The organism is Arthrobacter sp. BGA-UO-ETr-C19, assembly GCF_059568005.1.
Genome location: NZ_JCAQPC010000021.1, coordinates 280222 through 305815, shown reverse-complemented (window position 1 = coordinate 305815; position 25594 = coordinate 280222). Strand labels below are relative to the sequence as shown.

Annotated in this window: 24 protein-coding genes; 8 read left to right on the top strand and 16 right to left on the bottom strand. The window is 66.7% G+C overall.

Going from position 1 to position 25594, the window contains the following annotated elements; genetic code table 11:
- Positions 1–35 precede the first annotated feature (35 nt).
- Both malQ and AC57BR_RS14415 read right to left on the bottom strand, forming a co-directional pair.
- Entirely contained in the window at positions 36–2198 is a 2163-nt protein-coding gene (malQ, locus tag AC57BR_RS14420; RefSeq protein ID WP_496361682.1) for a 4-alpha-glucanotransferase, read from the bottom strand.
- Between the two features lie 218 nt (positions 2199–2416).
- Entirely contained in the window at positions 2417–2755 is a 339-nt protein-coding gene (locus AC57BR_RS14415; RefSeq protein ID WP_496361680.1) for a hypothetical protein, read from the bottom strand.
- A 226-nt stretch (positions 2756–2981) separates the two neighbouring features.
- Here AC57BR_RS14415 and AC57BR_RS14410 point away from each other — a divergent pair, with 226 nt between their 5' ends.
- Entirely contained in the window at positions 2982–5624 is a 2643-nt protein-coding gene (locus tag AC57BR_RS14410; RefSeq protein ID WP_496361866.1) for a GH32 C-terminal domain-containing protein, read from the top strand.
- A gap of 165 nt (positions 5625–5789) precedes the next feature.
- Here the strand turns inward: AC57BR_RS14410 and AC57BR_RS14405 are convergent, their stop codons facing one another.
- Together AC57BR_RS14405 and AC57BR_RS14400 are read right to left on the bottom strand one after the other, a co-directional pair.
- A complete protein-coding gene (locus tag AC57BR_RS14405) occupies positions 5790–6083 on the bottom strand; it encodes a putative quinol monooxygenase (RefSeq protein WP_496361678.1) in 294 nt (97 codons plus the stop codon).
- Positions 6084–6153: 70 nt separating this feature from the next.
- Positions 6154–7152 (bottom strand): LacI family DNA-binding transcriptional regulator, encoded by a 999-nt coding sequence (locus tag AC57BR_RS14400; RefSeq protein WP_496361864.1) that lies wholly within the window; start codon positions 7150–7152, stop codon positions 6154–6156.
- Positions 7153–7316: 164 nt separating this feature from the next.
- Between AC57BR_RS14400 and AC57BR_RS14395 the strand changes: the two genes are divergently transcribed.
- The 5 genes from AC57BR_RS14395 (at position 7317) to AC57BR_RS14375 (ending at position 12008) form a co-directional block, all read left to right on the top strand.
- A complete protein-coding gene (locus tag AC57BR_RS14395; RefSeq protein WP_496361676.1) occupies positions 7317–8435 on the top strand; it encodes a substrate-binding domain-containing protein in 1119 nt (372 codons plus the stop codon).
- 149 nt (positions 8436–8584) lie between these two features.
- Positions 8585–9631 carry an ABC transporter permease gene (locus AC57BR_RS14390; protein WP_496361674.1) on the top strand — a complete coding sequence of 349 codons (1047 nt, stop codon included), beginning with the start codon at positions 8585–8587 and terminating at the stop codon, positions 9629–9631.
- Positions 9628–10422 (top strand): ATP-binding cassette domain-containing protein, encoded by a 795-nt coding sequence (locus AC57BR_RS14385; RefSeq protein WP_496361672.1) that lies wholly within the window; start codon positions 9628–9630, stop codon positions 10420–10422. Before AC57BR_RS14390 ends, AC57BR_RS14385 begins: the two co-directional genes overlap by 4 nt.
- A gap of 179 nt (positions 10423–10601) precedes the next feature.
- Positions 10602–11522 (top strand): carbohydrate kinase family protein, encoded by a 921-nt coding sequence (locus AC57BR_RS14380; protein WP_496361862.1) that lies wholly within the window; start codon positions 10602–10604, stop codon positions 11520–11522.
- 99 nt (positions 11523–11621) lie between these two features.
- On the top strand, positions 11622–12008 hold the full coding sequence (locus AC57BR_RS14375; RefSeq protein ID WP_496361670.1) for a VOC family protein: 387 nt from the start codon (positions 11622–11624) through the stop codon (positions 12006–12008).
- Positions 12009–12037: 29 nt separating this feature from the next.
- Here AC57BR_RS14375 and AC57BR_RS14370 read toward each other — a convergent pair whose 3' ends face one another.
- Together AC57BR_RS14370 and AC57BR_RS14365 are read right to left on the bottom strand one after the other, a co-directional pair.
- Complete coding sequence (locus AC57BR_RS14370; RefSeq protein ID WP_496361668.1) at positions 12038–13678, bottom strand: amidohydrolase; 1641 nt, start codon at positions 13676–13678, stop codon at positions 12038–12040.
- The gene (locus tag AC57BR_RS14365; RefSeq protein WP_496361666.1) at positions 13668–15125 is read right to left on the bottom strand and encodes an APC family permease; all 1458 of its coding nucleotides are present in this window, start codon (positions 15123–15125) and stop codon (positions 13668–13670) included. The genes AC57BR_RS14370 and AC57BR_RS14365 overlap by 11 nt, the downstream gene beginning before the upstream one ends.
- 159 nt (positions 15126–15284) lie before the next feature.
- On the opposite strand from AC57BR_RS14365, the gene AC57BR_RS14360 reads away from it, so the two are divergent.
- A complete protein-coding gene (locus tag AC57BR_RS14360; RefSeq protein WP_496361664.1) occupies positions 15285–15893 on the top strand; it encodes a TetR/AcrR family transcriptional regulator in 609 nt (202 codons plus the stop codon).
- Here the strand turns inward: AC57BR_RS14360 and AC57BR_RS14355 are convergent.
- The 10 genes from AC57BR_RS14355 to AC57BR_RS14310 all read right to left on the bottom strand — a co-directional run bounded on the left by AC57BR_RS14355 (position 15890) and on the right by AC57BR_RS14310 (position 23757).
- Complete coding sequence (locus AC57BR_RS14355; protein WP_496361662.1) at positions 15890–16933, bottom strand: HoxN/HupN/NixA family nickel/cobalt transporter; 1044 nt, start codon at positions 16931–16933, stop codon at positions 15890–15892. The genes AC57BR_RS14360 and AC57BR_RS14355 overlap by 4 nt on opposite strands.
- The gene (locus AC57BR_RS14350; protein ID WP_496361660.1) at positions 16933–17826 is read right to left on the bottom strand and encodes an urease accessory protein UreD; all 894 of its coding nucleotides are present in this window, start codon (positions 17824–17826) and stop codon (positions 16933–16935) included. The genes AC57BR_RS14355 and AC57BR_RS14350 overlap by 1 nt, the downstream gene beginning before the upstream one ends.
- Positions 17823–18440: an urease accessory protein UreG gene (gene ureG, locus AC57BR_RS14345; RefSeq protein ID WP_496361658.1), complete on the bottom strand. Its 618-nt coding sequence runs from the start codon at positions 18438–18440 to the stop codon at positions 17823–17825. The genes AC57BR_RS14350 and ureG overlap by 4 nt, the downstream gene beginning before the upstream one ends.
- A gap of 12 nt (positions 18441–18452) precedes the next feature.
- A complete protein-coding gene (locus tag AC57BR_RS14340) occupies positions 18453–19133 on the bottom strand; it encodes an urease accessory protein UreF (protein ID WP_496361656.1) in 681 nt (226 codons plus the stop codon).
- A complete protein-coding gene (gene ureE, locus AC57BR_RS14335; RefSeq protein ID WP_496361654.1) occupies positions 19114–19590 on the bottom strand; it encodes an urease accessory protein UreE in 477 nt (158 codons plus the stop codon). Before ureE ends, AC57BR_RS14340 begins: the two co-directional genes overlap by 20 nt.
- A 9-nt stretch (positions 19591–19599) precedes the next feature.
- On the bottom strand, positions 19600–21345 hold the full coding sequence (gene ureC / locus AC57BR_RS14330) for an urease subunit alpha (protein WP_496361652.1): 1746 nt from the start codon (positions 21343–21345) through the stop codon (positions 19600–19602).
- The gene (locus tag AC57BR_RS14325; RefSeq protein WP_496361650.1) at positions 21342–21689 is read right to left on the bottom strand and encodes an urease subunit beta; all 348 of its coding nucleotides are present in this window, start codon (positions 21687–21689) and stop codon (positions 21342–21344) included. The genes ureC and AC57BR_RS14325 overlap by 4 nt, the downstream gene beginning before the upstream one ends.
- A gap of 8 nt (positions 21690–21697) precedes the next feature.
- Positions 21698–22000, bottom strand: coding sequence for an urease subunit gamma (locus tag AC57BR_RS14320; protein ID WP_496361648.1), 303 nt, complete (start codon positions 21998–22000; stop codon positions 21698–21700).
- 101 nt (positions 22001–22101) lie between these two features.
- The gene (locus AC57BR_RS14315; protein ID WP_496361646.1) at positions 22102–22671 is read right to left on the bottom strand and encodes a cysteine hydrolase family protein; all 570 of its coding nucleotides are present in this window, start codon (positions 22669–22671) and stop codon (positions 22102–22104) included.
- Between the two features lie 78 nt (positions 22672–22749).
- Entirely contained in the window at positions 22750–23757 is a 1008-nt protein-coding gene (locus AC57BR_RS14310) for a LacI family DNA-binding transcriptional regulator (RefSeq protein WP_496361644.1), read from the bottom strand.
- Between the two features lie 446 nt (positions 23758–24203).
- Here AC57BR_RS14310 and AC57BR_RS14305 point away from each other — a divergent pair, with 446 nt between their 5' ends.
- Positions 24204–25547, top strand: a complete 1344-nt coding sequence (locus AC57BR_RS14305; RefSeq protein WP_496361860.1) for a glutamyl-tRNA reductase — start codon at positions 24204–24206, stop codon at positions 25545–25547.
- Positions 25548–25594: the final 47 nt, after the last annotated feature.

Below are 25594 nucleotides of genomic sequence, written 5' to 3'. Positions count from 1 at the left end.
CGCCGGGCCGCCCGGGCCCAGCGGCGGTCCGGGCGTCAGGTCCGCATGGCCTCCTCGACCGCCGCAAGCAGGGAGTTGAACCTGTCATCGTCCTCAAGGTTGTCGACCAGCACTGGGTCCCCGTCGGAGTTGGCCAGTGGCACCTGCCAGTTGGGGTACTGGGCCGAGGTGGTTCCGGGCTGGTTCTGCACCCGCCGTTCGCCGACAGCGTCCACGAGCGCCACCCCGAGAAGGACTGACGGGGTCTGCGCGAGCAGCCGGTGCAGCGCCTCGATGCGTTCCTGTTCGGAGCCGGCGTCGCGGTTCGAAAGGAGGCCCCGCTGCCGGAGCAGGTCCATCATTTTCTCCAGCTTGGCATTGTGCTCCAGGCGCTCTTCCTCCGCAGAACGCTCCAGCAGCCCCAGCGCGTTCCGCAGCGTCACGTGGTCGCCGGCGAGGTAGCCGGCCGTGGGTGGCAGGTCGTGCGTGTTCACGCTGGAGAGTGCCTGCAGCCGGTACCGTTCGGGCGGCAGCGGAGCGTCGCCGTCGTTCTCAAACCACAGGATCGAGGTGCCAAGGATGCCCCGGGCCGCGAGATAGTCCCGGACCCACGGTTCGAAGGTGCCCAGATCCTCGCCGATCACCACGGCGCCAGCACGGTGGGCCTCCAGGGCGAGGATGCCGATCATGGCGTCGTGGTCGAAGCGGACGTAGGCGCCGTCCACCGGCGAGTTCCCTTCCGGCACCCACCACAGCCGGAAGAAGCCGAGGATGTGGTCCACCCGGATGCCGCCCGAATGCCGCAGCACCGTCGCGAGCATCTCCCGGAACGGCTTGTAGCCGGCCTCGGCGAGGCGGGTGGGGTGCCATGGCGGCTGGTGCCAGTCCTGGCCCAGCTGGTTGTACATGTCCGGCGGCGCACCGACGCTGACCCCGGGCGCGAGGACGCCGTGCAACGTCCAGGCATCGGAGCTCTGCAGGTCCACGCCGACGGCAAGGTCGTTCACCACGCCCAGGCGCATGCCGGCGTTGCGGGCGGCCTGCTGGGCGGATTCAAGCTGCTCATCACAGAGCCACTGCAGCCAGCGGTGGAACTCGATCCGTTCCGCCAGCTCGCCCCGCAGCTTCTCCGCCAAAGGCGAGCCGAGCGCTGCCGTTGGGTCGGCCCAAAACGGGTCATCGGCGTCGAGGTCCTCACGGATGGCGCACCAGAGGGCAAAGTCATCCAGGCCCGCGCCGGCCCGGCGGCAGTAGTCCTCAAACGCCAGCTGCCGCGACGGCGAGCGACGGACGGCAAAGATCAGCTCCAGCGCTGCCAGCTTGGCGGAGTAGACCTTGTCCCGGTCAAGCCGCGTCGCATCCTTGTTCAGCTTCCGCGCCTGCTTCATGAGGCCGTGGACCAGCGACTGCTTCTTGGGTTTCAGGTACGCAAACTCGGCAATGGCCTCGATCCGCAGGTACAGCGGGTTGAAGAAGCGGCGGGTCGACGGTGAATACGGCGACGGCTCCAGGGGCGGCACGGGATCGGCCGCGTGCAGGGGATTCACCAGCACGTAGTCTGCCCCGCGTGCGCCGGCAACCGCCGCAAGCTCGGCGAGGTCGGAAAAATCTCCCACACCCCAGGACCGCTTGGAGCGGACGGAGTACAGCTGCGTCGCCAGTCCCCAGCCCCGGCGCTGCTCAAGGTCGGCTGCCGTGGACAGACGGGCGGGGGTCACCACCAGCGTGGCTTCGGCAACCACCCCGGCCGCCTTGGCACGCAGGGTGTGCCATCCCAGGCCCGTATTTTGCGGCACGGCGAAGGTGGCCCGGCCGGTCAGAGTGCCGTCCACTTCGCGGGGTTCCACCCAGGCGTCCTCCTGGACGGCCTCCAGCTCGCGTCCGTCCTCGGTGATGGCCCACATGCGGACGGCAGAACCGTGCGGGACATGGACGCTCACCTGCCCCGGCGTGCCTTCCTGAATCACGACGGCGGGCGGCAGCATCCGGCGCCAGGGCGCCAGTTCCGCCTCTGCCAGTTCGTGTTCGATGAGCTGATCGGTATGGGCGTGGACGCCCAGCGCGGCCAGGACACGGATCAGGGTTTCGGCCGCAACCTCATGCGGCTGCCCGTCCCACCCCTGGTAGGAGGTTCCGACGCCGTACGCCTCCGCCAGCCAGCGCAGCAGCTCGGGATTGACTGCTGTGCTGGTTACCGGCGCTCCGTTGCCCGCCGGCATGCCAGAGGAAGTTTCAGATGAAGAAGGCTCCGGGGAAGTCGTTGCAGGGAAAGGTGCCTCAGGGGAAGTCGCGTGCTGCTGGCTGGGAGCCTTCATATGTCCGCCTCGTCTGCTGTAATCGGCCCGAAACTAACGCTGCTGCCCGTTGCGGCCGGCCGTTTTCAGCGGCCCCCGCAACTGCTGGTTCCGATTATTGCAGGCTGCGCTGACTCCACGGTTCAGGCGGCGGCGCAGGCCTTTTGAAGCTCACGGACAGAATCGCTGGGAACCTTGTCGCCGGCCTGGGCGATCGCCTTCAGGGGACCGGTGATTTCGGCGGGCACGCCGGCAGTTTCGGCGCCGGCGACAAGACCCGCGAGCGCAGCCTTGTCCGAGGCGGTCACCAAGCCGTCCTCGATCAGGGTGCAGATCTGCCCCTTCACCTGCTCGGCCGCCGCGTTGGCAGCCTGGGACACCGCCGAACTCGCCGCATTCTGGGCTGCTTCCTCGGCCTGGGCGCAACCCGCCAGCAGAACGACGACAGGAAGCATGGACATGGCGAGGAGGCTGCGTTTCATGATTCCACCCTAGCAACGGCGGTCCCGACGAACTTCGACGACGGGCGTGTGACAACGGTGTCTGCCGCAGAACGAGCTCCAAAGGTCACGAACAGCAGGCCGATGTGCCGCCGTCGGATCCGTTGACTTGTCCTGTGGACATCACCTAGCGTTCCAGTCATTGACAACGTTGTCTACCCATTTCAAGTTGGGAAAAGGACGCGCGATGAAGGGCGAAACCAGCACAATGCACCAGAGAAAATTCGGAAGACTACAGCTATGTACCGCTCTGACCGTGGCCGGTCTCAGCCTGGCCACGGTACTCGCCGGAGCAGCGACGGCAACGGCGGCGGGCACTGCCGGCGACGAGCAGTTTCGGCCGGCCTATCACTACACGCCAGAACAGAACTGGATGAACGATCCCAACGGGATGGTGTTCTACAAGGGCGTCTACCACCTCTACTACCAGCACAATCCGTCCGGCAACCAGTGGGGCAACATGTCCTGGGGACACGCCACGTCAACAGACCTGGTGCACTGGAAGGAGCAGCCCCTGGCCATCGCCACCGACGACCAGCAGGACATCTTCTCCGGCAGCGTGGTGGTGGACAAGAACAACAGCTCCGGCCTGGGCACGGCCGAGAACCCTCCTCTGGTAGCGATCTTCACCAGCGCCTACAAGGATGCCTCACCATACAAAGGGCTGCAGGCCCAATCCCTTGCGTACAGCCTGGATGAGGGCAAGACCTGGACCAAGTACAGCGGCAACCCGGTGCTAAACCGCAACTCGGCGAACTTCCGGGACCCAAAGGTGTTTTGGTACGACTCCCCCGGCGGAGGCGGCTACTGGGTGATGACCGCCGTCGAGGCCGCCGAGCACAAGGTGGTGCTGTACAAGTCCGGCAACCTCAAGGACTGGACGCCGCTCAGCGAGTTCGGCCCGGCGAATGCCACGGGCGGGCTCTGGGAATGCCCGGACCTGTTCCCGCTTGCCGTCGACGGCGACCCCGCGAACGTCAAGTGGGTGATGGTGGTCAACATCAACCCGGGAGGCGTGGCCGGCGGCTCGGCAGGGCAGTATTTCGTGGGCAATTTTGACGGCACCACATTCACCTCGGAGACAACGAAGGCCAGTGACGCGCTGCCCGCGGGCACTCCCTTGGCAGGCTTCAACGACGGCACGTACAACGGCTGGACGGTGAACAACGAACCCGGCAACTGGAAGGACGGGCCATTCGCCGGGGCACCCGCCTCCGGTACGATTGCCGGGCAGAACGCCGTCACCGGCTTTGCCGGCGCCGGCCTGATCAATTCATTCAACGACGGCGACTGGCCGCTGGGGTCGATGACCTCGCCGCAGTTCACCGTGGACAGCGATTACCTCAACTTCCTGGTGGGCGGCGGACAGCACCCGCGGGTCTCGGACAAGCTGGACAACACCCCGCCACCCGGGGACCTGTTGTTCAACGGCTTTGAGGTACCGGACGGCTCCACGCTGGCCGACGCCGGGTGGACAGGAACCGGGGATCTGGCACCGGCGTTCCAGCCGGCAACCTCCGGCGGCGACTTCTATATCGGCGCCAAGCGGATCAACACGTTCGATACGGCAGGCGCGCCCGGCGACGAGAGGCAGGGAACCCTGACGTCGCCGTCGTTCACGGTAAACCGGAACTTCATGAGCATGCTGGTGGGCGGCGGACACCGCACGGCCGGCTCCGGGCAGACGCTGGAAGCGCAGCTGCTGGTGAATGGCAACGTGGTCCGCAGCCTCGCCGGCGATGACGCTGGAGCCCTGAATTGGAAGGGCTGGGACGTATCCGAGTTCGCCGGACAGCAGGCACAGCTCCGGATCGTGGACCAGGCCACGGGCGGCTGGGGACACCTCACCCTGGACCACGTCATGCTGACGGACCAGGCCGCAGTGCCCCGTTCCGATGAGACCACCGTCAACCTCGTGGTGGACGGCAAGGTGGTCAGGTCGGCCACCGGGGCTAACAGCGAGGTCCTGGATTGGGCGTCGTGGAACGTTTCCGAGTTCAGGGGGCGGCAGGCCAGCATCCGGGTGGTGGACAACAACCGCTTCGGCTGGGGCCACATCCTGGCCGACGAATTCGTCGCCTCCCCGCAGCCGGCCACGCCGCGTGTCCAGACCTACGACTGGCTCGACTACGGCCGGGACTACTACGCGTCCGTGTCCTTCAACAACATGCCGCAGAGCAAGCGCACCATGCTCGGCTGGATGAACAACTGGGACTACGCCAACAACATTCCGACCTCGCCCTGGCGCAGCGCCATGTCCCTGCCCCGCGAAGTGGCACTCACGCAGACGGCCAACGGTCCGCGGCTGACGCAGAAGGCAGTCCAGCAGGTGGATGGCCTCGGCACAAAGCAAAGCTACGCCGAAAAACGGGCTCGGAACATTCCCGCCGGCACCCACGCGCTGCCGTCCGCAGCCTCGGGCGACGTGCAGCGGATCGACGTGACGTTTGCCCCCGGATCAGCGTCCAAGGCCGGAATCACAGTGCTGGGGAACGGCAGTAAATCGACGGTCATCGGCTACGACAAGGCAACCGGGGAGCTGTACGTTGACCGCAGCAACTCCGGCAGCACTGACTTCCACCCGCTCTTCGTTTCGGTTGACTCCGCCCCCGTGACCGTGGACGCCAGCGGCAACGTGACGCTGCGGATCTACGTGGACCGGTCCTCGGTGGAGGTGTTCGCCCAGAACGGCCTGCGGACCATCACGGACCAGGTCTTCCCTGAACAGGGAGCCAACCAGGTGGCACTCTTCGCCGAAGGGGGAACCGCCCGGCTGAAGTCACTGACCGTCACGCCGCTCAGCCAGTCCATGTTCCTGGCAGCGCAAGTGCCCACCAAGAACAGGAAGTAACTGCCGGTAAACGGAAGGCCGGTGTCCGCAGAACCCTGCGGACACCGGCCTTATTCGTGCCGGACCGGGCCGTTACGCACCGCCCTAGTACGAACCGCCCCGGTACGCAGCGTCCTGGTACGCACCGTCCTGGCCGGGCGGTCTTTGTGGCGAGGCGGCGCCGGTTTAGTGGACCGGCTGCAGCCAGGTCAGCACCGAACCGTCCTCCTCAATATGGTCCGCGAGCTCCCCGTTGAACCGGGCACCGTAATCCGCCGTGATGTGTTCCTGGAAGGCCGCATCGTCGCGATACACCTCGAAAACGAAGTACTCCCGGGGGTTGCTTTCCCGGGTGTAGGGCAGGAACAGCTGGTTGCCGGGCTCACGGCGCACCTGCTCGGTGAGTTCGCGCATCATTTCAGCAACCCGGACTTCGCTGCCGGGCTTAACGGTGAATTCGGCGTAGAGCGTCTTGGTCATGGTTCTCCTGTCGGGGTGGGTTTGGTGGTTTGGTTCAATCCGGCGGGCTGTTCATTCCGGCGGGGGCAGTTCATTCCGGCGGGGGCAGTTCGCCGGAACCGCGGGTAATGAGCTCTGAGGGGACGACGTAGGTCTGCGCCGCGCTGTGGTCACCGTCGATCCGGGCCAGCAGGCGTTCGGCGGCCAGTTTTCCGATCCGCTCGGGGTGCTGGGCAATCACGGTCACACCTGGCTCCATCATGTCGGCCAGGGTGAAGTCGTCGAAGCCGACGAGGGCGACGCGCTTACTGGCGCCGAGCTCTTTCAGCGCCCGCATGACGCCGAACGTGACGAGGTTCTGGCTGGAGAAGATGGCCGTGGGCGGGTCCTCCGACGTCAGCAACTGAAGGGCGGCCCGCCTCGCCGAATCCTCGTCGTGGAGGCCTTCGAGCACCGGAACCGAGGAGGTCGCGATGCCCGCCCTGCCGACTTCTTCGATGAAGCCGCGCCGGCGTTCGCGGGCCGTCTGGATATCTGTGCGGTCACCGAGATAGGCGAGCTTCGTGTGGCCCTGTGCGATCAGGTGACTGGCGGCCAGGGCTGATCCCACCGCATTATCCGTCACCACTGCGTCCGCCTCGATGCCCACAGGTTCGCGGTCGATGAAGACCATGGGCAGGTCGCGTGAATGCTCCGGGATGACATAGGACTGGCTTTTCGCGATAGGCGTCAGGACCAGGCCGTCCACGCGCCTGCCCAGGAAGGCGGCAACCAGGGCTTTCTCCCTTTCGGGGTCGTCATCGAGGCTGGCGGCGAAGACCGCAATGCCTCGGGCGGCCAGGGAGTCCTCCAGGGCACGGTGAATCTCACCGCTGAAGGGGTTGGACACGCTTGGCAGCAGGAGGCCGATGGAAAGGGTCCGGCGGCCGGCCCGGCGAAGGCTCCCCGCTGCCATGTCCAGCTGGTAGTTGAGCTGCTGGGAGGCGCCGAGCACGCGCTGGCGGGTTGCCTCGGACACCCCCGGTTCATCATTCATCACCCGGGAGACGGTCTTGATGCCGACGCCGGCGAGTGCCGCGACGTGGCGCATCGTGGGCCGGTTCTTTGCCGTATCAGGCTGGTAACGATTAGACATCGTTGTCATAAAGGGGTCCTTCATCATCGAATTTCTCTTGACTGTACCTTGTGATGTTGATTACATGATGCATGACATCGTTGTCAGGCACCATAAGTGCCACGAAACCAGGAGATTCAATGTTGAGTTCCAAAGCCCCGCGGACAGTTACTCACCGCCTGCTTGCCATCGGTGCAGTCCTGACCCTCGGCACGCTCAGCCTCACCGCCTGTGGCGGGAGTTCCCCAAGCACCTCGTCAGCCGGAAGCTCTTCGGGTGAGAAGGTCGGTGTGTCCCTGATCGTCAAGACCACCTCGAACCCGTTCTTCGTTTCCATGCAGGACGGCGCCAAGAAGGCCGCCGAAACCGATGGCGTGGACCTCAAGCTCGCAGCCGGCAAGGCCGACGGCGACGAAGAGACCCAGATCCAGGCAATCGAAAACGCCATCTCCAAGGGCGACAAGGGCATCCTCATCACGCCCAACGGCCCTTCGGTCGTCGATGCGCTGAAGAAAGCCAAGGACGCCGGACTGTTTGTCATCGCCCTGGATACACCGCCGGACCCCGCTGACGCCGCCGACATCACCTTCGCCACCGACAACTTCGCCGCCGGTGAGCTGATCGGCAAATGGACCGCCGCGCAGCTTGGCGGAAAGAAGGCCACCATCGCGCTGCTGGACCTGTTCGACGACAAGGTCGTATCGGTCGACTACAACCGGGACCAGGGCTTCCTCACCGGCCTCGGCATCGACACCGCGGACAAGAAGAAGAACGGTGACGAGGCCAAGACCGGCAAGTACACCGGCGGCAAGGGCGGCGACTACGAGATCGTGGGCAGCCAGGCCACCCAGGGCGCCGAGGACGGCGGCCGGACCGCCATGGAGACCCTTCTGGCCAAGAACCCGAACGTCAACGTTGTTTACACCATCAACGAACCTGCCGCGGCAGGCGCCTTCGAAGCCCTGAAGTCCGCGGGCAAGGAAAAGGACGTTCTGGTGGTCTCGGTGGACGGCGGCTGCTCAGGCGTCAACAACGTCAAGGCCGGCGTCATCGGCGCCACCGCCCAGCAGTACCCCGTGAAGATGGCGGAACTGGGCGTCAAGGCCATCGTTGAGCTGGCCAAGACCGGCAAGAAGCCTGCGAATTCAGAAGGCCTGGACTTCTTCAACACCGGCGTCGAGCTCGTGACGGACAAGGCCGCCGACGGCGTCAAGAGCATCACCACGTCAGAGGCCTCCAAGATCTGCTGGGGCAAGTAGCCAGCGTTGCCCTCGCACCGCGGGAAGGTGCTGAAGATGCAGTACCTTCCCGCGGTTCACAGCAGGAGAATTTAACTGCAAAAACAGCAGCCGCCGCACCGGCCCCAGCCGAACCAACCCCAGCAGGACCTTGAAGTTCAGGAGCAACCGTGACCCAGCAACAGACCGCCGGCCCTCCCGCCGCAGGCCATGCCGACCCGGCCGAGGAATTCCTCGACCGCCAGACCCCGCTCAGCCGAATCCGCAACATCCTCCACCGCTATCCCGCACTCAGCCCGGCCATTGTCCTGCTTGTTGCGGTGGTGGTCTTCGGGCTCCTCAATGAGAGGTTCCTGCGGGTCGAGAACCTGTCCCTGATCACCCAGCAGGTCTCGGTGGTAGGAACCCTCGCAATCGCACAGACCCTCATCATCCTCACCGCCGGCATCGATCTCTCCGTCGGCGCTGTCATGATCCTCTCGTCCATGGTGGTTGCGCAGCTGGCCGTCGGAAGCGGCACGCCCGCTCCGCTCGCTCTCCTCCTCGGCCTCGTTGTGGGTCTGGCAGCGGGGGCGCTGAACGGTTTCCTGGTCACCAGGTTCCGGCTCCCCCCGTTCATCGTCACGCTCGGAACGCTGAACATCTTCATCGCCGTGACGCTTCTGTACTCCGGCGGCTCCACAGTCCGCGGCTCGGCCATGCCCGGCCTGCTGACGTGGATGGGCAGCACGTTCCCGGTCGGCCCTGTACGGATCTCCACCGGCGTGGTCATGATGCTCCTGCTCTACATCGCTGTTGCGTTCATCCTCGGCAAGACCGCCTGGGGCCGGCACGTCTACGCGGTGGGCGATGACAAGGAAGCCGCCCGCCTGGCCGGTATTCCGGTGAACCGGGTCCTGATGAGCGTTTACCTCGCGGCCGGAGCCGTGCTGGCCATTGGTGCGTGGATCCAGATCGGCCGCACGAACGCAGCCAGCCCCAACGCCGGCGTGGACCTGAACCTCGACTCCATCACCGCCGTCGTCATCGGCGGAACCAGCCTCTTTGGCGGACGCGGCTCCATCTGGGGCTCCCTTCTCGGGGCGCTGATCGTCGGAGTGTTCCGCAACGGCCTCTCGCTGGCGGGCCTCGACGTGCTGTACCAGACCCTCGCCGTGGGCATCCTTATCATCCTCGCTGTGTCCATCGACCAGTGGATCCGAAAGGTGAAATCATGACCGCCACAGAATTCCAGCCGGCCAAGACCCCGGTCCGCCAGCCGATCCTGCAGGCCAGGAACCTCGTCAAGACCTTCGGACGCGTCGTGGGCCTGGACGGCGTCAGCCTCGACCTGTACCCGGGCGAAGTCCTGGCGATCATCGGCGACAACGGCGCAGGAAAGTCCACGCTCATCAAGTGCCTCACCGGCGCCGAGGTCCCGGACTCCGGCGAACTGAAGGTCTCCGGACAAACCGTCCATTTCAAGCGCCCCCAGGACGCCCGCGTACACGGCATCGAAACTGTCTACCAGAACCTGGCCGTCTCCCCCGCGCTCGATGTTGCCTCCAACCTCTTCCTGGGCCGCGAAGAACGGCTGCCCGGCCCGCTGGGCAAGATCTTCCGCGTCCTGGACACCAAGGGCATGCGCCGCAAGGCCAAGGAAGAACTGACCCGACTCGGGATCTCCACACTCCAGGACGTGACCGTCCCCGTGGAAAACCTGTCCGGCGGCCAGCGGCAGGCCGTGGCAGTGGCCCGCGCCGCGGCATTCGGTTCCAAGGTGGTTGTCCTCGACGAGCCGACGGCGGCACTTGGCGTCCGGGAGTCGAACCAGGTCCTGCAGCTGGTCCGCGATCTCCGGGACCGGGGCCTGCCGGTCATCCTGATCAGCCACAACATGCCCCACGTGTTCGACGTCGCCGACCGCATCCACATCCAGCGGCTCGGAAAGTGCGCGGCCACCATCACCCCGCAGTCACACAGCATGACCGACGCCGTGGCAATCATGACCGGCGCCGCCACAGCCTGACCAGGCAGCGCCACCCAGAACCCTGCCTCACCAAACCAGCCCCACCATAGAACCAGCACGTCACCACCTCCGTCCGCGGGCCGGCTTCGGCCCGCGGACGGCTCCATGAAAGGCCCACCGTGATCCCAACCTCCAACCCCGGAACCGCCAACGCAGGAACTGCTGACTCAGCAACTCGTATAGCAACCCCGGAAGTCATCGTCATCGGTGAAGCGCTGGTGGACGTCGTGGCCACTGCCGAAGGTGCCGTTGAGCACCCGGGCGGGTCGCCGGCGAACGTTGCCTACGGGCTGGGCCTGCTCGGCATCCGGACCGCGCTGCTCACCTCCATCGGCGACGACGACCGTGGGCGGGCCATCGAGGCGCACCTGCAGCGCGCCGACGTCGCACTCCTGCCCGGCTCCAGGACACCGGGACGGACGGCCAGCGCCACTGCGACGCTGGCCGCGGACGGCTCCGCAACCTACGACTTCGACATCCGCTGGGAATTGCCGCCGGTAGCCCCGGCCTCTCTTCCCAAGATCCTCCATACCGGTTCGATCGCGACCTTCCTGGCTCCGGGGGCGGCAGCAGTCAGGACCCTCCTGGAGCAGGCACACCGCGAGTGCGTGGTCACCTACGATCCCAACATCCGCCCCGCGCTCCTCGGCAGCCAGGCTGAGGCGCGGACCATCTTCGAAGAGCTGGTCCGGCTCACCGACGTGGTCAAGCTGAGCGACGAGGATGCCAGGTGGCTGTACCCGGACCTGCAGCTCGAGGACACCGCAGCACGGATCCTGGGGCTGGGGGCGGGGCTCGCGGTGGTCACGCGCGGTTCCGAGGGATCCCTGCTTGCCACTGCCGACCTGCAGCTGACGGTGCCGGCCGTCCGGTCCGCCGTGGCCGACACTATCGGCGCCGGCGATTCCTACATGGCGGCGCTGATCTACGGCCTGCTTGCGCGGGGAACCGACGGCCTGGCGCCGGCCGTGCTGGAAACCCTGGGACGCACCGCCTCGAAGGCCGCCGCGATCACCGTGCGGCGCCCCGGAGCCAATCCGCCCACGGCGGCCGAGCTCCTGGCGGATCTGCCCGAGGACGTAGCGTCCGCCGTCGCCTAAGAGATCGCGCGGGTACGTCAGGACCGGTGCCCAGCGCCGCCACACGCGGATGCGGATAATCACCGCATCCGCGCCGGGCGTCTCCGTACACTGAGGTTCATGGCATGCCGTATCAGCGAACTTGTCCTCAGCTGCACCGACCCCGAACTGCTCGCACGGTTCTGGAGTGAGGTCCTTGGCTACGTCGAGCTCGACCGGGAGGATGGCGCGATCGAGATCGGCCCGCCCGACGCCGGGTTCGGCGGCCTGCAGCCGACCATCATCCTGAGCCCCAGCAGCGACCCCCGGACCGGAAAGTTGCCCCTGCACATCGACGTTAACCCCGTCGACCGGGACCAGGACGCCGAGCTGGAACGGTTGCTGGCCCTCGGCGCCCGTCCCGCCGACGTCGGGCAGACCGGCGACGAGCAATGGCACGTCCTCGCCGACCCCGAGGGCAATGAGTTCTGCCTCCTGCGCAGGCGGCTTGAGCCCATCACCTCCTAGGACAGCTGTGGCCTAAGACAGCTGGGGACCTAGGACAGCTGCCTGCCGGTCCCGACTGCCGAGTGCTGCGCCTGCCCGTCCACGAATGCCGCCAGGACGCGGGCCGCTGCGAGGTCATCCGGTGCAGCCGCCAGCGGATCCACGTCGAACACGGTGAAGTCGGCGCGCTTGCCCACTGTGATGGAGCCGGCAACCTGCCACTCCCCCGCAGCCCGGGCGGCATGCGAGGTGTAGCCTTCGAGCGCCTGACGGGCCGTGAGTGCCTGGCCGGGCGCAACCGGCTGTTCACCCGGGCGGCCCGACCGCCGTCGCAATTGCGCGTCCGCCAGGATGGGCAGCGGTTCGAAGGGGGCGATCGGCCAGTCGGATCCGAGCCCCAGGACGGTTCCCGCGGCGCGGAGGTCCGCACACCGCCAGGCGTTGTTGGCCCTTTCCGTCCCGAGCCGGGTGGACCAGTTGTCCGAGTGGTCGGCGCGGGAGTAGTGCGTACAGTGGGTCGGCTGCATGCTGGCGATGAGGCCGGATCGGGAGAACCTCCTGATCAGCTCGTCCGGAACGGTCTCGAGGTGTTCGATCCGGTGCACGGCCCGCGGTAAGCCCGGAGGCAGGGACTCGAAGGCGTCCAGGACCGCGGCCACCCCGGCGTCGCCGATTGCGTGCGTGGCCGTGGGAATGCCGCGCCCGGCGAAGTACCGCACCGCCTCGGTGTACTCCTCGGGCCGGGGCCAGAACGGTGCCACCGACTCGCCATAGGCATCGGGTTCAAACAGCCAGGCCGTGCCGTTGTCCACCGTGCCGTCGACGAACAGCTTGATGCCGGCCACCTGCCAGCGCCGTCCGCCGACGCCGATCTGCTCGGCCAGCCCGCGCCAGTCCGGCTCACCGGAACCGGGCATGCACCACGGCGAGATCCGCAGGCGCAGCGGCAGGCCGCCGTCGGTCTCTTCTTCGAGCGCCCGGTAAAGCTCCAGCGAATCGTCGCCGCAGTCCATCACGTGTGCCCCGGTCAGTCCGGACCGTGAGAACTGCGTGAGCAGTTCCGCGAGCCGCGCCTTCCGTTCGGCGAAGGACTCGGCAGGCATCACCCGCGCAACGAGGTCGACGGCGGCCGCCTCCAGCAGGAGCCCCGTCGGCCTGCCGCTTCCGTCGCAGACCACCTCGGCGGCCTGGTCGAAGGAGCGTGGACCGGTGACCCCTGCGATGTCGAGGGCCCGGGAACTGGCCAGCGCGGAATGCCCGTCGAACAGCCGGATGAGGCACGGCCCTCCGGCGACTGCGTCGTCGATCAGCCCGCGGTGGGCGGCTGCGGATCCGAACACGTTGGGGTCCAGGCCCCAGCCGCGCACCCACTCGCCTGGCGCTGTTGCCGCTGCCTCGGCACGCAAGAGTGCGCGCACCGCTGCCAGGTCCGCGGCGCCGGACAGGTCGCAGCCGCGGGTCAGTTCCAGCCCGAAGACAGGATGGATGTGGCAATCCACCAGGCCGGGGGTCAGCACGGCGTCACCGAAGTCGATGACCTCCGCCGATGGCCACCCGGACGCATCCGCACGGCTCCCGACGGCGGCGATCACGCCGTCCCGGACGGCAACGGCCTGCGGCACTGGGCTCGCCGGCAGCATGCCGTCCATCGTGTGGATGGTGCCGGCAAGGATGATCACATCAGGATTCATGGGTTTCGAAGCTTCCGATCTGGGCGAAGGTTTCCGGCCGGTTGCGGCGCACCCAGCGGGCGGCCAGCAGGCCCGCGATAAAGACGATGGGCGTCACCAGGATGAGGATGGTGTTGGTCAGCGCGTCGGCGAAGGTAAGCAGTTCGATGTTGAAACCGATCAGTAGCACCACGCCGAAGAGCAGGATGGCCGACGCCAGACTGAGCGGGACCATCAGCCGGTGCGTGGCGGCGTCGGGATTCCGGCGCAGATAGAGGAAGGCGGCCACTGACACCAGGCCCTGCAGCCCGACGATGCCGAAGATCCCCGGGGTGTTCACCCAGATCAGCAGCTGCTGGTAGGGATCGGCGTTCAGGATCGCACAAATGGTGATGACGACGGCGGCCAGGACCGTCTGCAGCTGTCCGGCCCGGTGCGGTGATTTGAACTTCGGGTGGGTCCGCCCCAGGAAGGCCGGCAGCACGCCGTCGCGGGCCAGCATGTAGACGTAGCGGTTGATCGCGTTGTGGAAGGCGAGCTGGGAAGCGTAGACGCTGGTGACGATCAGCATGTACATCGCCACCTCGGCCCAGGGACCCACATAGTGGTTGATCGTCTGGAAGAACATGCCGCCGGCCAGCTCCCCGGCGGCTTCCACGGCACGGTCCTCGCCGTAGGCCTGCACCACGGCCCACACGATGAAGGCGTAGAACACGGACATGAAGCCGACGGCGATGTACGTGGCGCGGGGCACCGACCTGTCCGGATCACGGGCCTCGGAGCGGTACAGCACGGTGGACTCGAAGCCCATGAAGGCGGCGAAGCAGATGCCGAGGATGGCCAGGACGCCCGGCCCGAAGGCGTTCTCCGGGCTGAAGGAGCCCGCGCTGATTCCGTGCGCTCCGCCGCTGCCCAGGATGCCCACCCCCATCAGGGCCAGGATGCCGGTCTCGGCCACGAGGAGCACGCCGAGCACTTTGGCGCCGACGTCGATGCCGCGGTAGCCGAGGAACCAGACGGCGGCCACGGCGGCCAGGGCTATGGCCGGCCAGGGGACCTCGAGCCCGAAGACCACCTTAAGCATGTCGTGGGTCTGGACGGCGAAGAGGCCGTAGACGCCGATCTGGAGGCAGTTGTAGGAGACGATCGCCAGGATGGCCGAGGCGAGCCCCGCCGTCTTGCCCATGGCCAGCGAGATGTAGGTATAGAAACCGCCGGCTGCCTTCACGTGCCGGGTCATGGCCATGAAGCCGACGGCGAAGAGGGTGAGCACGATGCCTGCCAGGAGGTAGCCGGCCGGGGCGCCGATGCCGCCGACGTTGATGGCCACCGGGGCAACGCCCGCCATGACGGTCAGCGGCGCTGCCGCCGAAATGACGAGGAAGGCAATCCCGCCCGTGCCCAGGGCATTGCGCTTGAGGGCGCCGTCCGCAGACGACGCCGGAGGTCTGGTTTGGATATCCGGCACTGGTCCGTCCTTTCTGGGAAAGCCCGACTAAACGAAAGGCTTTCGTTTTAGTATGAGGGCGTGTGGCGCGGAGCACAATAGCTTTCGCAAAAGCGGCCACAACAGAAACCGGAGACTAGGCTGGGTTCCGATGTTCCAGAGCTGCAGACAGGAGATTCCATGGGGCGCCCGCTCCTCCCGCTGATATCCGTGGAGGCCCTGACGACGGCCGCGCTGGAGCTGGTCGATGAGAGCGGCGACTTCAGCTTCCCTAAGCTGGCGAAAAAGATCGGCGTCAGCCAGTCCTCCATCTACAACCACGTCAGCGGCCGGGACGAGATCCTGGAATTGCTGCGGCACCGGATCATCACCGAGGAGCCGTACCCGCCCGTGGACCACAGCGAGTGGGAGGGCGCGCTGCGGGTCCTGATCCGCGCCTACCGGGACGCCTTTGCCCGCCATCCGCGGCTGGCACCGCTGCTGGTGCTGCAGTCCATCACCGATCCGGCGGTCATCGGCCTCTATGAGGACCTGGCGCTTGCCCTGGAGAGTGCGGGATTCCGCGGGCGTGACGTCGTGGCGGCCATCTCCACCATCGACAGCTTCGCCCTCGGCGCGGCCCTGGACCTGGCGGCGCCGGAAGTGGTGTGGGATCCGCCGGCGGAGGGCTACCCCACGCTTAAACGCGCGCTCGGCAATGCCGGACCGTCAGAGGAGCGTGGCGGGCACGCCTTCGATTTCGGCCTGGACGTGGTCATCGGCGGACTTCGGGCGAAGCTGGGCGGCTAGGAAACAGCCCTCCGGCGCGCCCTCAGGGTTGCCGCTCCCCACAGCGCCAGGAAGGCAGCCACCAGCAGCAGCCCGGCATCGCCCAGATCTATCCCGGCCAGCCAGGCAGTGAGCGGGTCCTTCAGGCCGAACGCCGCGTTGACGAAGCCAGCGAGGGTTATTCCGGCGACGAAAAGCGCGGTCAGTGCCGAGAGCCCGGTGATGACGGCGTTGAACCCCAGTTTGCGCAGGGGATCATGGATGGCGGACTTGTACATCCGCATCATGGCCACGCCGTTCGCCGTGTCGCACAGGGTCATGGCGGCGGTGAAAGCGAGCGGTAGGGCCAGCAGCGCGACGGGCGAAACGCCCGCCAGGGATGCCGCCGTCGTCATCACCAGGAGTCCGATGGTGGTTGCCGTATCAAAACCGAGCCCGAACAGGAACCCGATCACGTACACGTTCCTGGGCCGCCGCACCTTCGACAGTGGCCGGGCCATAAGGCGGGCCACAAAGCCCTTGGCTTCCAGCTCCCCGGGCAGCACCGTTCCGCCGCCGCGGACCCTGCGGTAGGACCTCGCGGCACCGAGAAACGCCGACCCGTTGAAGATCCCCATGGCCAGCAGGAACAGCCCCGAGACGCCGCTGCCGATCAGACCCAGGACCAGGTTTTCGGTGCTGCCCTCGGTCATGAACCTGCCCACCAGCGACACCCCCGAAACCACCAGTGCCCCGGCCAGGATCACCACCGAACTGTGCCCGAGGCTGAAAGCGAATCCCACACTAGTGGGATCCTGCCGCTGGGCCACGAACTTCCGCGTGGAGTTATCAATCGCGGCGATGTGGTCCCAGTCGTAGCTGTGCTTGATGCCGGCCAGGTACGCCGTGAGCACCAGTCCGAACGCCAGCGGCTGCCCCGGCGCTGCCGTGCCGGCTACCAGGAGCACGACGGCGGCGAGATGCAGGATGCCTACCGCACCAAAGGTGGCCAGCAGGCGCGTCCGGAGCGGCAACTGCTCACGCTCGCGGTACATGGCTGCGAACTGGGTCAAGGTAGTCATCAGTACTTCCTGAGGTTCAGGGGCGCTTGGCCATACCAGCGTTGACGGAGAAGGCCGCTGCAGCCACCCAGTAGCGTATTGAGTTTTTCGGTGCTGTTGGACAGTGACCGGAGCACCAGGGCCGTGATGCCGTCCATTGTGGCACTGAGCGAGACCCCTGTGTAGGCGTCGAACTTTTCCGCCAGCCGGTGCAGTTCGTCGGCGAGCGCCTGGTCCACGCGGGCGTCCACCACCACCAGCGAACCCAGGTGGCTGTAGCCCTCCATGAAGCCGGTGCCGGTGACGTCGTCGAGCGGCGGGCGGACCAGCAGGTTGTCCAGGGCGAGCAGCCGGGTGCCCTCGCCCGTCTCCACGCGGATCTCGTTGCGGAGCCGCAGCTCCTCGTACCGGAAGGAGGCCCCGTCCGGGGACCACCCCGGCGTGATCACCTCCGCCATCACCAGGCTCGACGTCGGCCGTACCGTGATGTGGGTGGCCTGCCGGTAGCTGGCCTCCCGGTAGGCGATGACCTGGTCCGGCGCCAGCTCCAGCCGCGAGCCCTCCCCCAGCCGGACGGTCATGCGCTGCTCGGCAAACGATCCAGGGGTCCGGTAGATCTTCGTCGCCGACTGCGTGGTCAGCAGCAGGTCGGCCCCGTCACCCACCTCCACATCCAGAACGTACAGGTCGGCCCCCAAATAAGCCCCGCCAGGATTCACGACGACGTAGCAAACCTGGCCGCTGTCATCCAGATAGTGCGGCCGCAAAACCCGCAAGGCGCCACGATGGTACTGGTGCGACGCAATGGACCTGCCTCCACGATGCTCGATGCGCAGGGCGAGCTCCCCCATTGGCGCACACGTACGTCCGTCGGCTTCGCCACCTTGAGGGAGCGCCAACGGGATCGTGCTCATTGGGCCAGGTCGAGCATCAGGACATCGCGCCGGATCCATTCGATGACGTGCTCGAGGCCCTCGTCCGTCTTGAGGTTGGTGAAGCAGAAGGGCTTTGCGCCGCGGAATTCCTTGGAGTCTCGTTCCATGACGGCGAGGTCGGCTCCGACGTGCGGGGCGAGGTCTGTCTTGTTGATGATGAAGAGGTCGGACTTGATCATGCCCTGGCCGGCCTTCCGCGGGATTTTCTCACCTTGCGCGACGTCGATGATGTAGACCGAGAAGTCCACCAGCTCGGGGCTGAAAGTGGCGGAGAGATTGTCGCCGCCGGATTCCACGAAGATCACCTGCAGGTCCGGATGCCGCTTCTTGAGCTCTTCGATCGCCGCGGTGTTCATGGACGTGTCTTCGCGGATGGCGGTGTGCGGGCAGCCGCCGGTTTCGACGCCGATGATGCGGTCCTCGGGCAGGATGCCGTTGGCGGCGAGGATCTTCGCATCCTCGATCGTGTAGATGTCGTTGGTGATGGCGGCCATGGAAATCTCCGCGCTCATGTGGCGCGTGAGCCGTTCCACCAGTTGCGTCTTTCCGGCGCCGACGGGGCCACCGATGCCGATCTTGACGGGTTCAGTCATGTTGTCCTCCTGCTAGCTCATGAACATGCGGGCACGTTGACGCTCGTGCCTCATCTGCGAAATCTCCAGTCCGGGGCTGACCGCCCCGAAGTCGTCCGGCGTCAGGCGGGCGGCCCGCTCGACGGCGGCAGCAACGGCGTCGTGCGCTTTCCGCAGCACCCGCTGGCCGGCGGTCTGCCCGAGGGGGACGGCCCGGACGGCGTTTTGAGTCAGCGAGGTGACGGTGGCGAAAAGGTACGCGGCGATCGCATCCGCCTGCGGAACCCCAAGTGAACGGGCGACGACGGCGAACGCCAGCGGCTGGTGGCCGGCGGCCCGGCCGCCGCTCACCAATGCCCGGTACTCCGAGAGTTCGGGTGACGGGAACACCTCCGCGCCGATTTCGAGCATCCGGTTCCCCATCTTGACGCTGGCCTCCCGCACCTGCCGCGGCAAGAGCTGCGCGGTCAGCAGCCCATCCAGCTCGAGGACATCCCACCCCTCATACAGGAACCGCATGGCCAGAGCATCCGAATAGGTCAACTGCTGCGAGAGGAACGCCCCCAGCCACACCCCAAAGGACTCCTCATCATGAACGGCCCCCCGTTCGATGTAGGTCTCAAACCCCAATGAGTGAGCAAACGCCCCGGTAGGAAGCGAGGAATCAGTAAGCTGCCGGAGGGCCAGCTGGTAGCTAGTGGCTGTGTTCAGCATGGCGGAATGGCACTGGCATGACGCGTTCCTGGCGGCCGTAGGGGACGCCGACGTGTTTGAGGTAATCCTCGACGGTGTGGTCGTACTGGCACACCATGACTTCCGCACCGTACTCGGACGACGCGTTGAAGAACTGCGCCTGCAGGTGCCGGTTGCCGAGGGAATGCGCCACTGTGCCCATCTCGTGGATGGTGCGTGGGGCGATCACCAGGACGTCGGTGGGCAGCACGGACACCACGATCATGTTGGTTTCGGCCAGGTGCAGCACGTCGCCGTCGCGGAGGTCGGCCGATCCCGCCGGAAGCCTGATGCCCAGCTCGTTGCCGTGGTCGGTGGTGACGCGCTGGATGCGCTTGACCAGCTGGGCGCTGGGCAGGACCACTTTCTCCCGGTGCAGGCCGACGTAAGACTCGGCGGGTTGCTCATGCAGGTTGCCGAGGACTTTTTCGATGATCATCTGAGTCTCCTAGAAGAGGAAGTAGCGCTGCGCCATGGGCAGGACGTCCGACGGTTCACAGGTCACGTCCTCGCCGTCCACGCTCACCTGGTACGTTTCGGGGTCCACCTGGATGTCCGGCGTGGCGTCGTTGAACTTGAGGTCGGCCTTGGACAGCGTGCGGATCCCCGACACGGGGCGGATGTTCTTTTGGAGCCCCAGTTCTTCCGGCACCCCGGCGTCGATGGCCGCCTGCGACAGGAATGTGATGGAACACTGCTGCACGGCCTTGCCGAACGTGGCGAACATGGGGCGCATGGTGCGCGGCTGCGGGGTGGGGATGGAGGCGTTGGCGTCACCCATCAGCGCGTAGGCGATCTGGCCTCCCTTGAGGACCAACTCGGGCTTCACGCCGAAGAACGCCGGGTCCCAGAGCACCAGGTCCGCGAACTTCCCCTCCTCCACGGATCCGATGGAGTCGGCCATGCCCTGCGCGATGGCGGCGTTGATGGTGTATTTCGCCACGTAGCGCTTCAGCCGGAAGTTGTCGCTGTCCGCAGAGCCGTGCGCTTCGCCGGTGGGGTCCTTCAGGACGCCGCGCTGCTTCTTCATCTTGTCCGCCACCTGCCAGGTGCGTGTGATCACCTCACCCACGCGCCCCATGGCCTGCGAGTCCGAGGACGTGATGGCGAAGATGCCGAGGTCCTGCAGGACGTCCTCGGCCGCGATGGTCTCGGCCCGGATGCGGGAGTCTGCGAAGGCCACGTCCTCCGGGATGTCCGGGTTGAGGTGGTGGCACACCATGAGCATGTCAAGGTGTTCTTCGATGGTGTTGCGGGTGTAGGGCAGCGTGGGGTTCGTGGAGGCGGGAAGAACGTTCGGCAGGCCGGCGATCCTGATGATGTCCGGTGCGTGGCCGCCCCCGGCGCCTTCGGTGTGGAACGTGTGGATGACGCGCCCGCCGATTGCGCGGATGGTGTCCTCCACGAAGCCGCATTCGTTGAGCGTGTCGGTGTGGATGGCCACCTGCACGTCGTATTCGTCCGCCACCTTCAGGGAGTTGTCGATCGAGGAGGTGGTGGATCCCCAGTCCTCGTGGACCTTGAGGCCCACCGCGCCAGCACGGATCTGCTCGGCCAGCGGCTCGAGGGCGGAAGCGTGTCCCTTGCCGAGCAGCCCGATGTTGATGGGCACGCCCTCGGTGGCCTGCAGCATCCGCTGGATGTGCCATTTGCCGGGGGTGACCGTGGTGGCTTTGGTGCCTTCGGCCGGTCCGGTGCCGCCGCCCACCATGGTGGTCACGCCGCTGGTGAGGGCGGTGGGCACCTGGTCCGGGGAGATGAAGTGGATGTGCGTGTCCACGCCGCCGGCGGTGAGGATCTTCCGCTCACCGGCGATGATTTCGGTGCTGGCGCCGATGACGATGTCCACGCCATCGGCAATCTGCGGGTTTCCGGCCTTGCCGATCCGAAGGATGTGGCCGTCCTTCAGCGCCACGTCGGCCTTGTAGATCCCGGTGTAGTCCAGCACCACCACATTGGTGATGACGGTGTCCGGCACGGCTCCCCCGTGGACGTCCCCGTCCCGGGTGGCCTGGCCGTTCTGGCCCATGCCGTCCCGGATGACCTTGCCGCCGCCGAACACCACTTCCTCGCCGTAGTTCGTGAGGTCCTTCTCAATCTCGAGAAACAGGTCGGTGTCCGCCAAGCGGATGGCATCGCCCGTCGTCGGGCCGTAAAGGTCCGCATACTGCCTGCGGGACAATTCAAAGCTCATTGGTCTCCCTCGCTCCGGTCAATGCCGTCCCGGTCGGCGCCGAGGCTGCCGTTCACCGCGTTGCTCAGGCCGTAAACCTCGCGGCTGCCGGCCAACTGAATCAGCCGGACAGTCTTTCCGTCGCCGGGTTCGAACCGCGCGGCGGTGCCGGCGGGGATGTCCAGGCGCCGCCCATAGGCGGCGTCGCGGTCGAATTGCAGCGCCGGGTTCGCCTCCGCGAAGTGGTAATGCGAGCCCACCTGCACGGGCCGGTCACCGGTGTTGAGGACAACGACGTCGATCGCCTCGCGGCCCGCGTTGAGGACCAGCGGTTCAGGACGCAGGACATACTCTCCGGGAATCATGGCGCCCCCTATCGGATGGGGTTGTGGACGGTGACGAGCTTGGTGCCGTCAGGGAAGGTGGCCTCGATCTGGACGTCGTGGATCATCTCCGGCACGCCTTCCATGACGTCGTCGCGGCTGAGGAGCGTGGCGCCGTAGCTCATGAGCTCAGCCACGGTGCGGCCGTCCCGGGCACCCTCGATCAGTTCGTAGCTGATGATGGCCACGGCTTCCGGATAGTTCAGTTTGAGACCGCGCGACTGGCGCCTGCGGGCGAGGTCGGCGGCGACCACGATCATGAGTTTTTCCTGCTCACGGGGCAGCAGATGCATGAGGTTCCCTTCAACGGCCTGCGCGTGGGACCCAGACTAGGCCCCCTTCGTTTCCACCACGTTTCCGGAGCATCAGGCCGGGCCCCCAGCGGCCCCGCCCCTCAACGGCCTCCGCTCTGCTCTCCGCTGAGCCGGGCGAGGATCTCATCGCTCGACTGGACAGGCTGGCGGTACGTGGTGGACAGGATGCGCAGCATGTCCGCTGCGTCCTGGCTGTCCTCCGACGCCATGGCGTCCTGCGCATACGTAACCCGGAGGTTGTGGGCGAAGGCGTCTGCTCCGGTCTGGGCGATGCAGTTGTGTGTGGAGACGCCGGCCAGCACCACTTCATCGGCGCCCCAGTTCCGCAGCCGGGACAGCAGGTTGGTGCCCATGAAGGCGCTGTCCCGCGTCTTGCTTAGCTGCGGCAGGCCGTCGGTGGTGAGGCCGGGCACAGCATCCGCCTGCTTGCTGCCGCGGAAGATGAAGCCCTGGTCGTCGTCCAGCATGCTCAGCGTCCACGTTGATTTGTCCCGCTCGTGCTCGGTGCCAACCAGCAGCGCCTTGTGTCCGCTGGACGTGAACCCCTCCAGCAGCGTGTTGCAGGCGGCGACCAGCCGCTCCCGCTGGGCTGCCAGTTCCGGCGCTTCGAAGTATGCGTTCTGCATGTCGATGATGAGCAGGGCAATCATGGGTGCATCTTTCGTTCACTGTGCCGGTGCCGGTGACGTACCCGTTCGGGGACCCTGCGAAACCCGGGCTGGAAAATCCTAGGGGGCCGAGGCACGGATCCTCAGTTCAAATTGTGCTTCCACATGCGTGCCTTCGGCGGCTTTCCCGGATCCCTCGATCCGCTCGATCAGCAGCTGCACGGACCGCTCGGCGATCTCATTCATGCCGGGAGCAACAGTGGTCAGCGACGGGGACGAGAACCGCGCCTCATCGATGTCGTCGAACCCGGCCACGGCTGCGTCCTGGGGCACCCTGACCCCGCGGAGCAGGAGTTCGTGCATCGCGCCCAGAGCCAGGGCGTCGTTCAGTCCAAAGACGGCGTCGAACGGCTGGCCGCCCTCGAGGAGCCTGGCCACCGCCGACGAGCCGCCGTCACGGCGCCACTCCGACGGAACAATCAGGGCCGGGTCAAAGTCCACCCCCGCGTCGGCAAGCGCCTCCCGGTATCCGGCCAGCCGAAGTCCGGGCGAACCGGCACGGTCCCCGGGAGAGGCACCGATCACCGCGATACGACGCCGGCCTCCCGCCAGCAGGTGGGCCGTCATGGCTTTGGCCGCGCCGACATTCTTCATGGTGACGAGGTCGAACCTCGGGTCGTCGATGTGCTCGCCGAGCATCACGAGGGGTTTGGTGCCGCGGCGGGCGGCGGCCACGGCGTCCGCGTCGAGCACCAGCGGCGTGAACAAGAGGCCGTCTGTCAGCTGGCTCAGGGATCCCTGCAGGGCGGTGAGCTCGTTGGCCGCGGTCGCCGCAGACTGCTCGACCAGGACTCGGTAGTCCCGGGCGGCTGCCACAGTCATGAGTTTGGAAGCGAGCTCCGCGTAATACGGCACGGAGAGGTCGGACACCACCAGGCCCAGCATGCGGGACTTGCCGGATCGAAGGCTCCTCGCCGTCAGGTTGGCCTCATAGCCAAGCTCGGCAATCGCGTCCAGCACCTTCTGCCGGGTGGCCGGTCGGATGAACTCATAGTTGTTGAGCACATTCGACACGGTTTTCAGGGAAACTCCGGCCGCACGGGCAACATCGTTCATTGTCACGGCCATGCAGGGTCCCTTTCGCGGCAGACATCCCCCTCGGACATCTCTTTGGGTACATCGTTGCAGACTGCAGGCCGCCCCGCCCGTCAAGAATTTCCCAAGGTGGGTCCCCCACCCTTTCTGCATGGTCTCTTGGCTCTGGGGCCAGGCAACGGCGCCTGGTCCCAGCGACAACCGGCGGTGTCCTCATAAGCGGCGGCCACCGGCGGGACCGGTCCGGAAGCGGAGCGGCCACCAAGGGCTGCGGCAGGACAGGGTGGGGAACGTTGCGGCAGAAGGGGGCCGAATTGTTGCAGGGTGCAGGGGGATCCATCGAGGGATTACCCCCGTCAGAACGGCAGTTTGCTCTTGTGGTTTCCCATCATGCCCGCACACCGTACCGGGGATCCGTTCCCCGGTACGGAGACGGGGGTCCCGAACCGGTTGGCGGCGCGGAAGGCCGGGGATCCGGCCTGGAGTTCCTGGCCCGGCTCGGTTCGGGACCCGTCCGCATCACGTCGGACGTTATCGCGGACCTGGACGGCGTCGCGGGAGCAGTTGTGCTTGCCACATGCAACCGGTTCGAAGTCTATTGCGACGTCGCTCCCGCGGCCGATCCGGGCATCACCCGGACACATGTGCTGGGTCTCATCAGCGCATGCTCGGGTGTTTCGCCCGAGGAACTCGGCCGGGCCCTGAAATGCCTGACCGGCACGGCCCTGACCGAGCATCTCTTCTCGGTGGGGGCAGGCCTGGACTCGGCAGTGGTGGGCGAACGGGAAATCGCCGGGCAGTTGCGCCGCTCGCTGGCCTCGGCGCAGGAGACCGGAGCGGCCAGCGGATCACTGGTCCGGCTCTTCCAGGCAGCCTCCCGTGCCGCCCGCGAAGTCGGATCGCTGACGGCGCTTGGTGAGGCCGGCAGGTCCATGGTGTCCGTTGCGCTGGACCTGGCCCTCTCAAAGCTGGGACACCGGGACCTGTCCGGCCTGTCCGTGGTGGTCATCGGCACCGGCGCCTACGCCGGATCCACCCTCGCCCTTCTGGCGGCAAGGACGTGCCCGGCGGTGTCCGTGTTTTCCTGGTCGGGGCGGGCCGAGGCCTTTGCGTCAGCCCGCGGCGCCACCGGCCTGACCTCCGAGGATCTGCCCGCTGCCGTCCGCGGAGCGGATGTGGTGATCGGCTGCAGCGGCCGCGGCCCCAGGCTCAGCTCCGAGGACTTTCGCGTCTTCCGGCAGGGCGCTGCCGACCCGCTCGTGGTCGTCGACCTCGCCCTCAGCCGGGACTTCGAACCGGAAGCGGGCGAACTGCCCGGGCTTGACCTCATCACGCTGGAGCATGTGCGGCTGGCCTCGCCGCCTGAACAAACCGACGTCGTCCGGCAGGCCGGTGAACTGGTCCGGCAGGCCGCCCTGCGCTTCGAGGAGGACCGGCAGGTGCGGCTCCTTGATCCGGCGATCGTGGCGCTGCGCAAACACATGCAGTCTGTACTGGCGGGTGAAGTGGCTCGGGTGAAGAACCAGCACGGCTGCACGGCCACTGCCGAAGCGGTGGAATTCGCCCTGCGGCGGGTGGTGCGGCAACTCCTGCATGTGCCCACCTCGAGGGCGCGCGAGCTGGCGGCGGCCGGCCGGCAGGACGAATACACCGGTGCCCTTGAAACGCTGTTTGGGCTGGACGTGACTGCAGTCACGAAAGTGGACGCCGGCGCCAAGGAGACTGGCCCGGCTGTGGAAGCGGAGGCGGCTCCGCCGGGCTGCCCGGCACGGGAGCGTCAGGGCCTTCTGGCCCCGGAGGACACACTGCCGGCAGCGAGTTAGCCGGCGCAAATAAAAAGTCCCCGGTTTCCTGTTGCCAGGAAGCCGGG

Excerpts from the sequence above, each read along its gene's own strand:
- AC57BR_RS14395 (WP_496361676.1), top strand. The coding sequence starts at position 7,317 with ATGTTGAGTTCCAAAGCCCCGCGGACAGTTACTCACCGCCTGCTTGCC.
- ureG (WP_496361658.1), bottom strand. The coding sequence starts at position 18,440 with ATGACTGAACCCGTCAAGATCGGCATCGGTGGCCCCGTCGGCGCCGGA.
- AC57BR_RS14370 (WP_496361668.1), bottom strand. The coding sequence starts at position 13,678 with ATGAATCCTGATGTGATCATCCTTGCCGGCACCATCCACACGATGGAC.
- AC57BR_RS14310 (WP_496361644.1), bottom strand. The coding sequence starts at position 23,757 with ATGGCCGTGACAATGAACGATGTTGCCCGTGCGGCCGGAGTTTCCCTG.
- AC57BR_RS14385 (WP_496361672.1), top strand. The coding sequence starts at position 9,628 with ATGACCGCCACAGAATTCCAGCCGGCCAAGACCCCGGTCCGCCAGCCG.
- AC57BR_RS14315 (WP_496361646.1), bottom strand. The coding sequence starts at position 22,671 with ATGATTGCCCTGCTCATCATCGACATGCAGAACGCATACTTCGAAGCG.
- AC57BR_RS14410 (WP_496361866.1), top strand. The coding sequence starts at position 2,982 with ATGCACCAGAGAAAATTCGGAAGACTACAGCTATGTACCGCTCTGACC.
- AC57BR_RS14340 (WP_496361656.1), bottom strand. The coding sequence starts at position 19,133 with ATGCTGAACACAGCCACTAGCTACCAGCTGGCCCTCCGGCAGCTTACT.
- AC57BR_RS14350 (WP_496361660.1), bottom strand. The coding sequence starts at position 17,826 with ATGAGCACGATCCCGTTGGCGCTCCCTCAAGGTGGCGAAGCCGACGGA.
- AC57BR_RS14375 (WP_496361670.1), top strand. The coding sequence starts at position 11,622 with ATGGCATGCCGTATCAGCGAACTTGTCCTCAGCTGCACCGACCCCGAA.
- AC57BR_RS14415 (WP_496361680.1), bottom strand. The coding sequence starts at position 2,755 with ATGAAACGCAGCCTCCTCGCCATGTCCATGCTTCCTGTCGTCGTTCTG.
- AC57BR_RS14320 (WP_496361648.1), bottom strand. The coding sequence starts at position 22,000 with ATGCATCTGCTGCCCCGTGAGCAGGAAAAACTCATGATCGTGGTCGCC.
- ureC (WP_496361652.1), bottom strand. The coding sequence starts at position 21,345 with ATGAGCTTTGAATTGTCCCGCAGGCAGTATGCGGACCTTTACGGCCCG.
- AC57BR_RS14400 (WP_496361864.1), bottom strand. The coding sequence starts at position 7,152 with ATGCGCCACGTCGCGGCACTCGCCGGCGTCGGCATCAAGACCGTCTCC.
- malQ (WP_496361682.1), bottom strand. The coding sequence starts at position 2,198 with ATGCCGGCGGGCAACGGAGCGCCGGTAACCAGCACAGCAGTCAATCCC.
- AC57BR_RS14355 (WP_496361662.1), bottom strand. The coding sequence starts at position 16,933 with ATGACTACCTTGACCCAGTTCGCAGCCATGTACCGCGAGCGTGAGCAG.
- AC57BR_RS14325 (WP_496361650.1), bottom strand. The coding sequence starts at position 21,689 with ATGATTCCCGGAGAGTATGTCCTGCGTCCTGAACCGCTGGTCCTCAAC.
- AC57BR_RS14405 (WP_496361678.1), bottom strand. The coding sequence starts at position 6,083 with ATGACCAAGACGCTCTACGCCGAATTCACCGTTAAGCCCGGCAGCGAA.
- ureE (WP_496361654.1), bottom strand. The coding sequence starts at position 19,590 with ATGATCATCGAAAAAGTCCTCGGCAACCTGCATGAGCAACCCGCCGAG.
- AC57BR_RS14360 (WP_496361664.1), top strand. The coding sequence starts at position 15,285 with ATGGGGCGCCCGCTCCTCCCGCTGATATCCGTGGAGGCCCTGACGACG.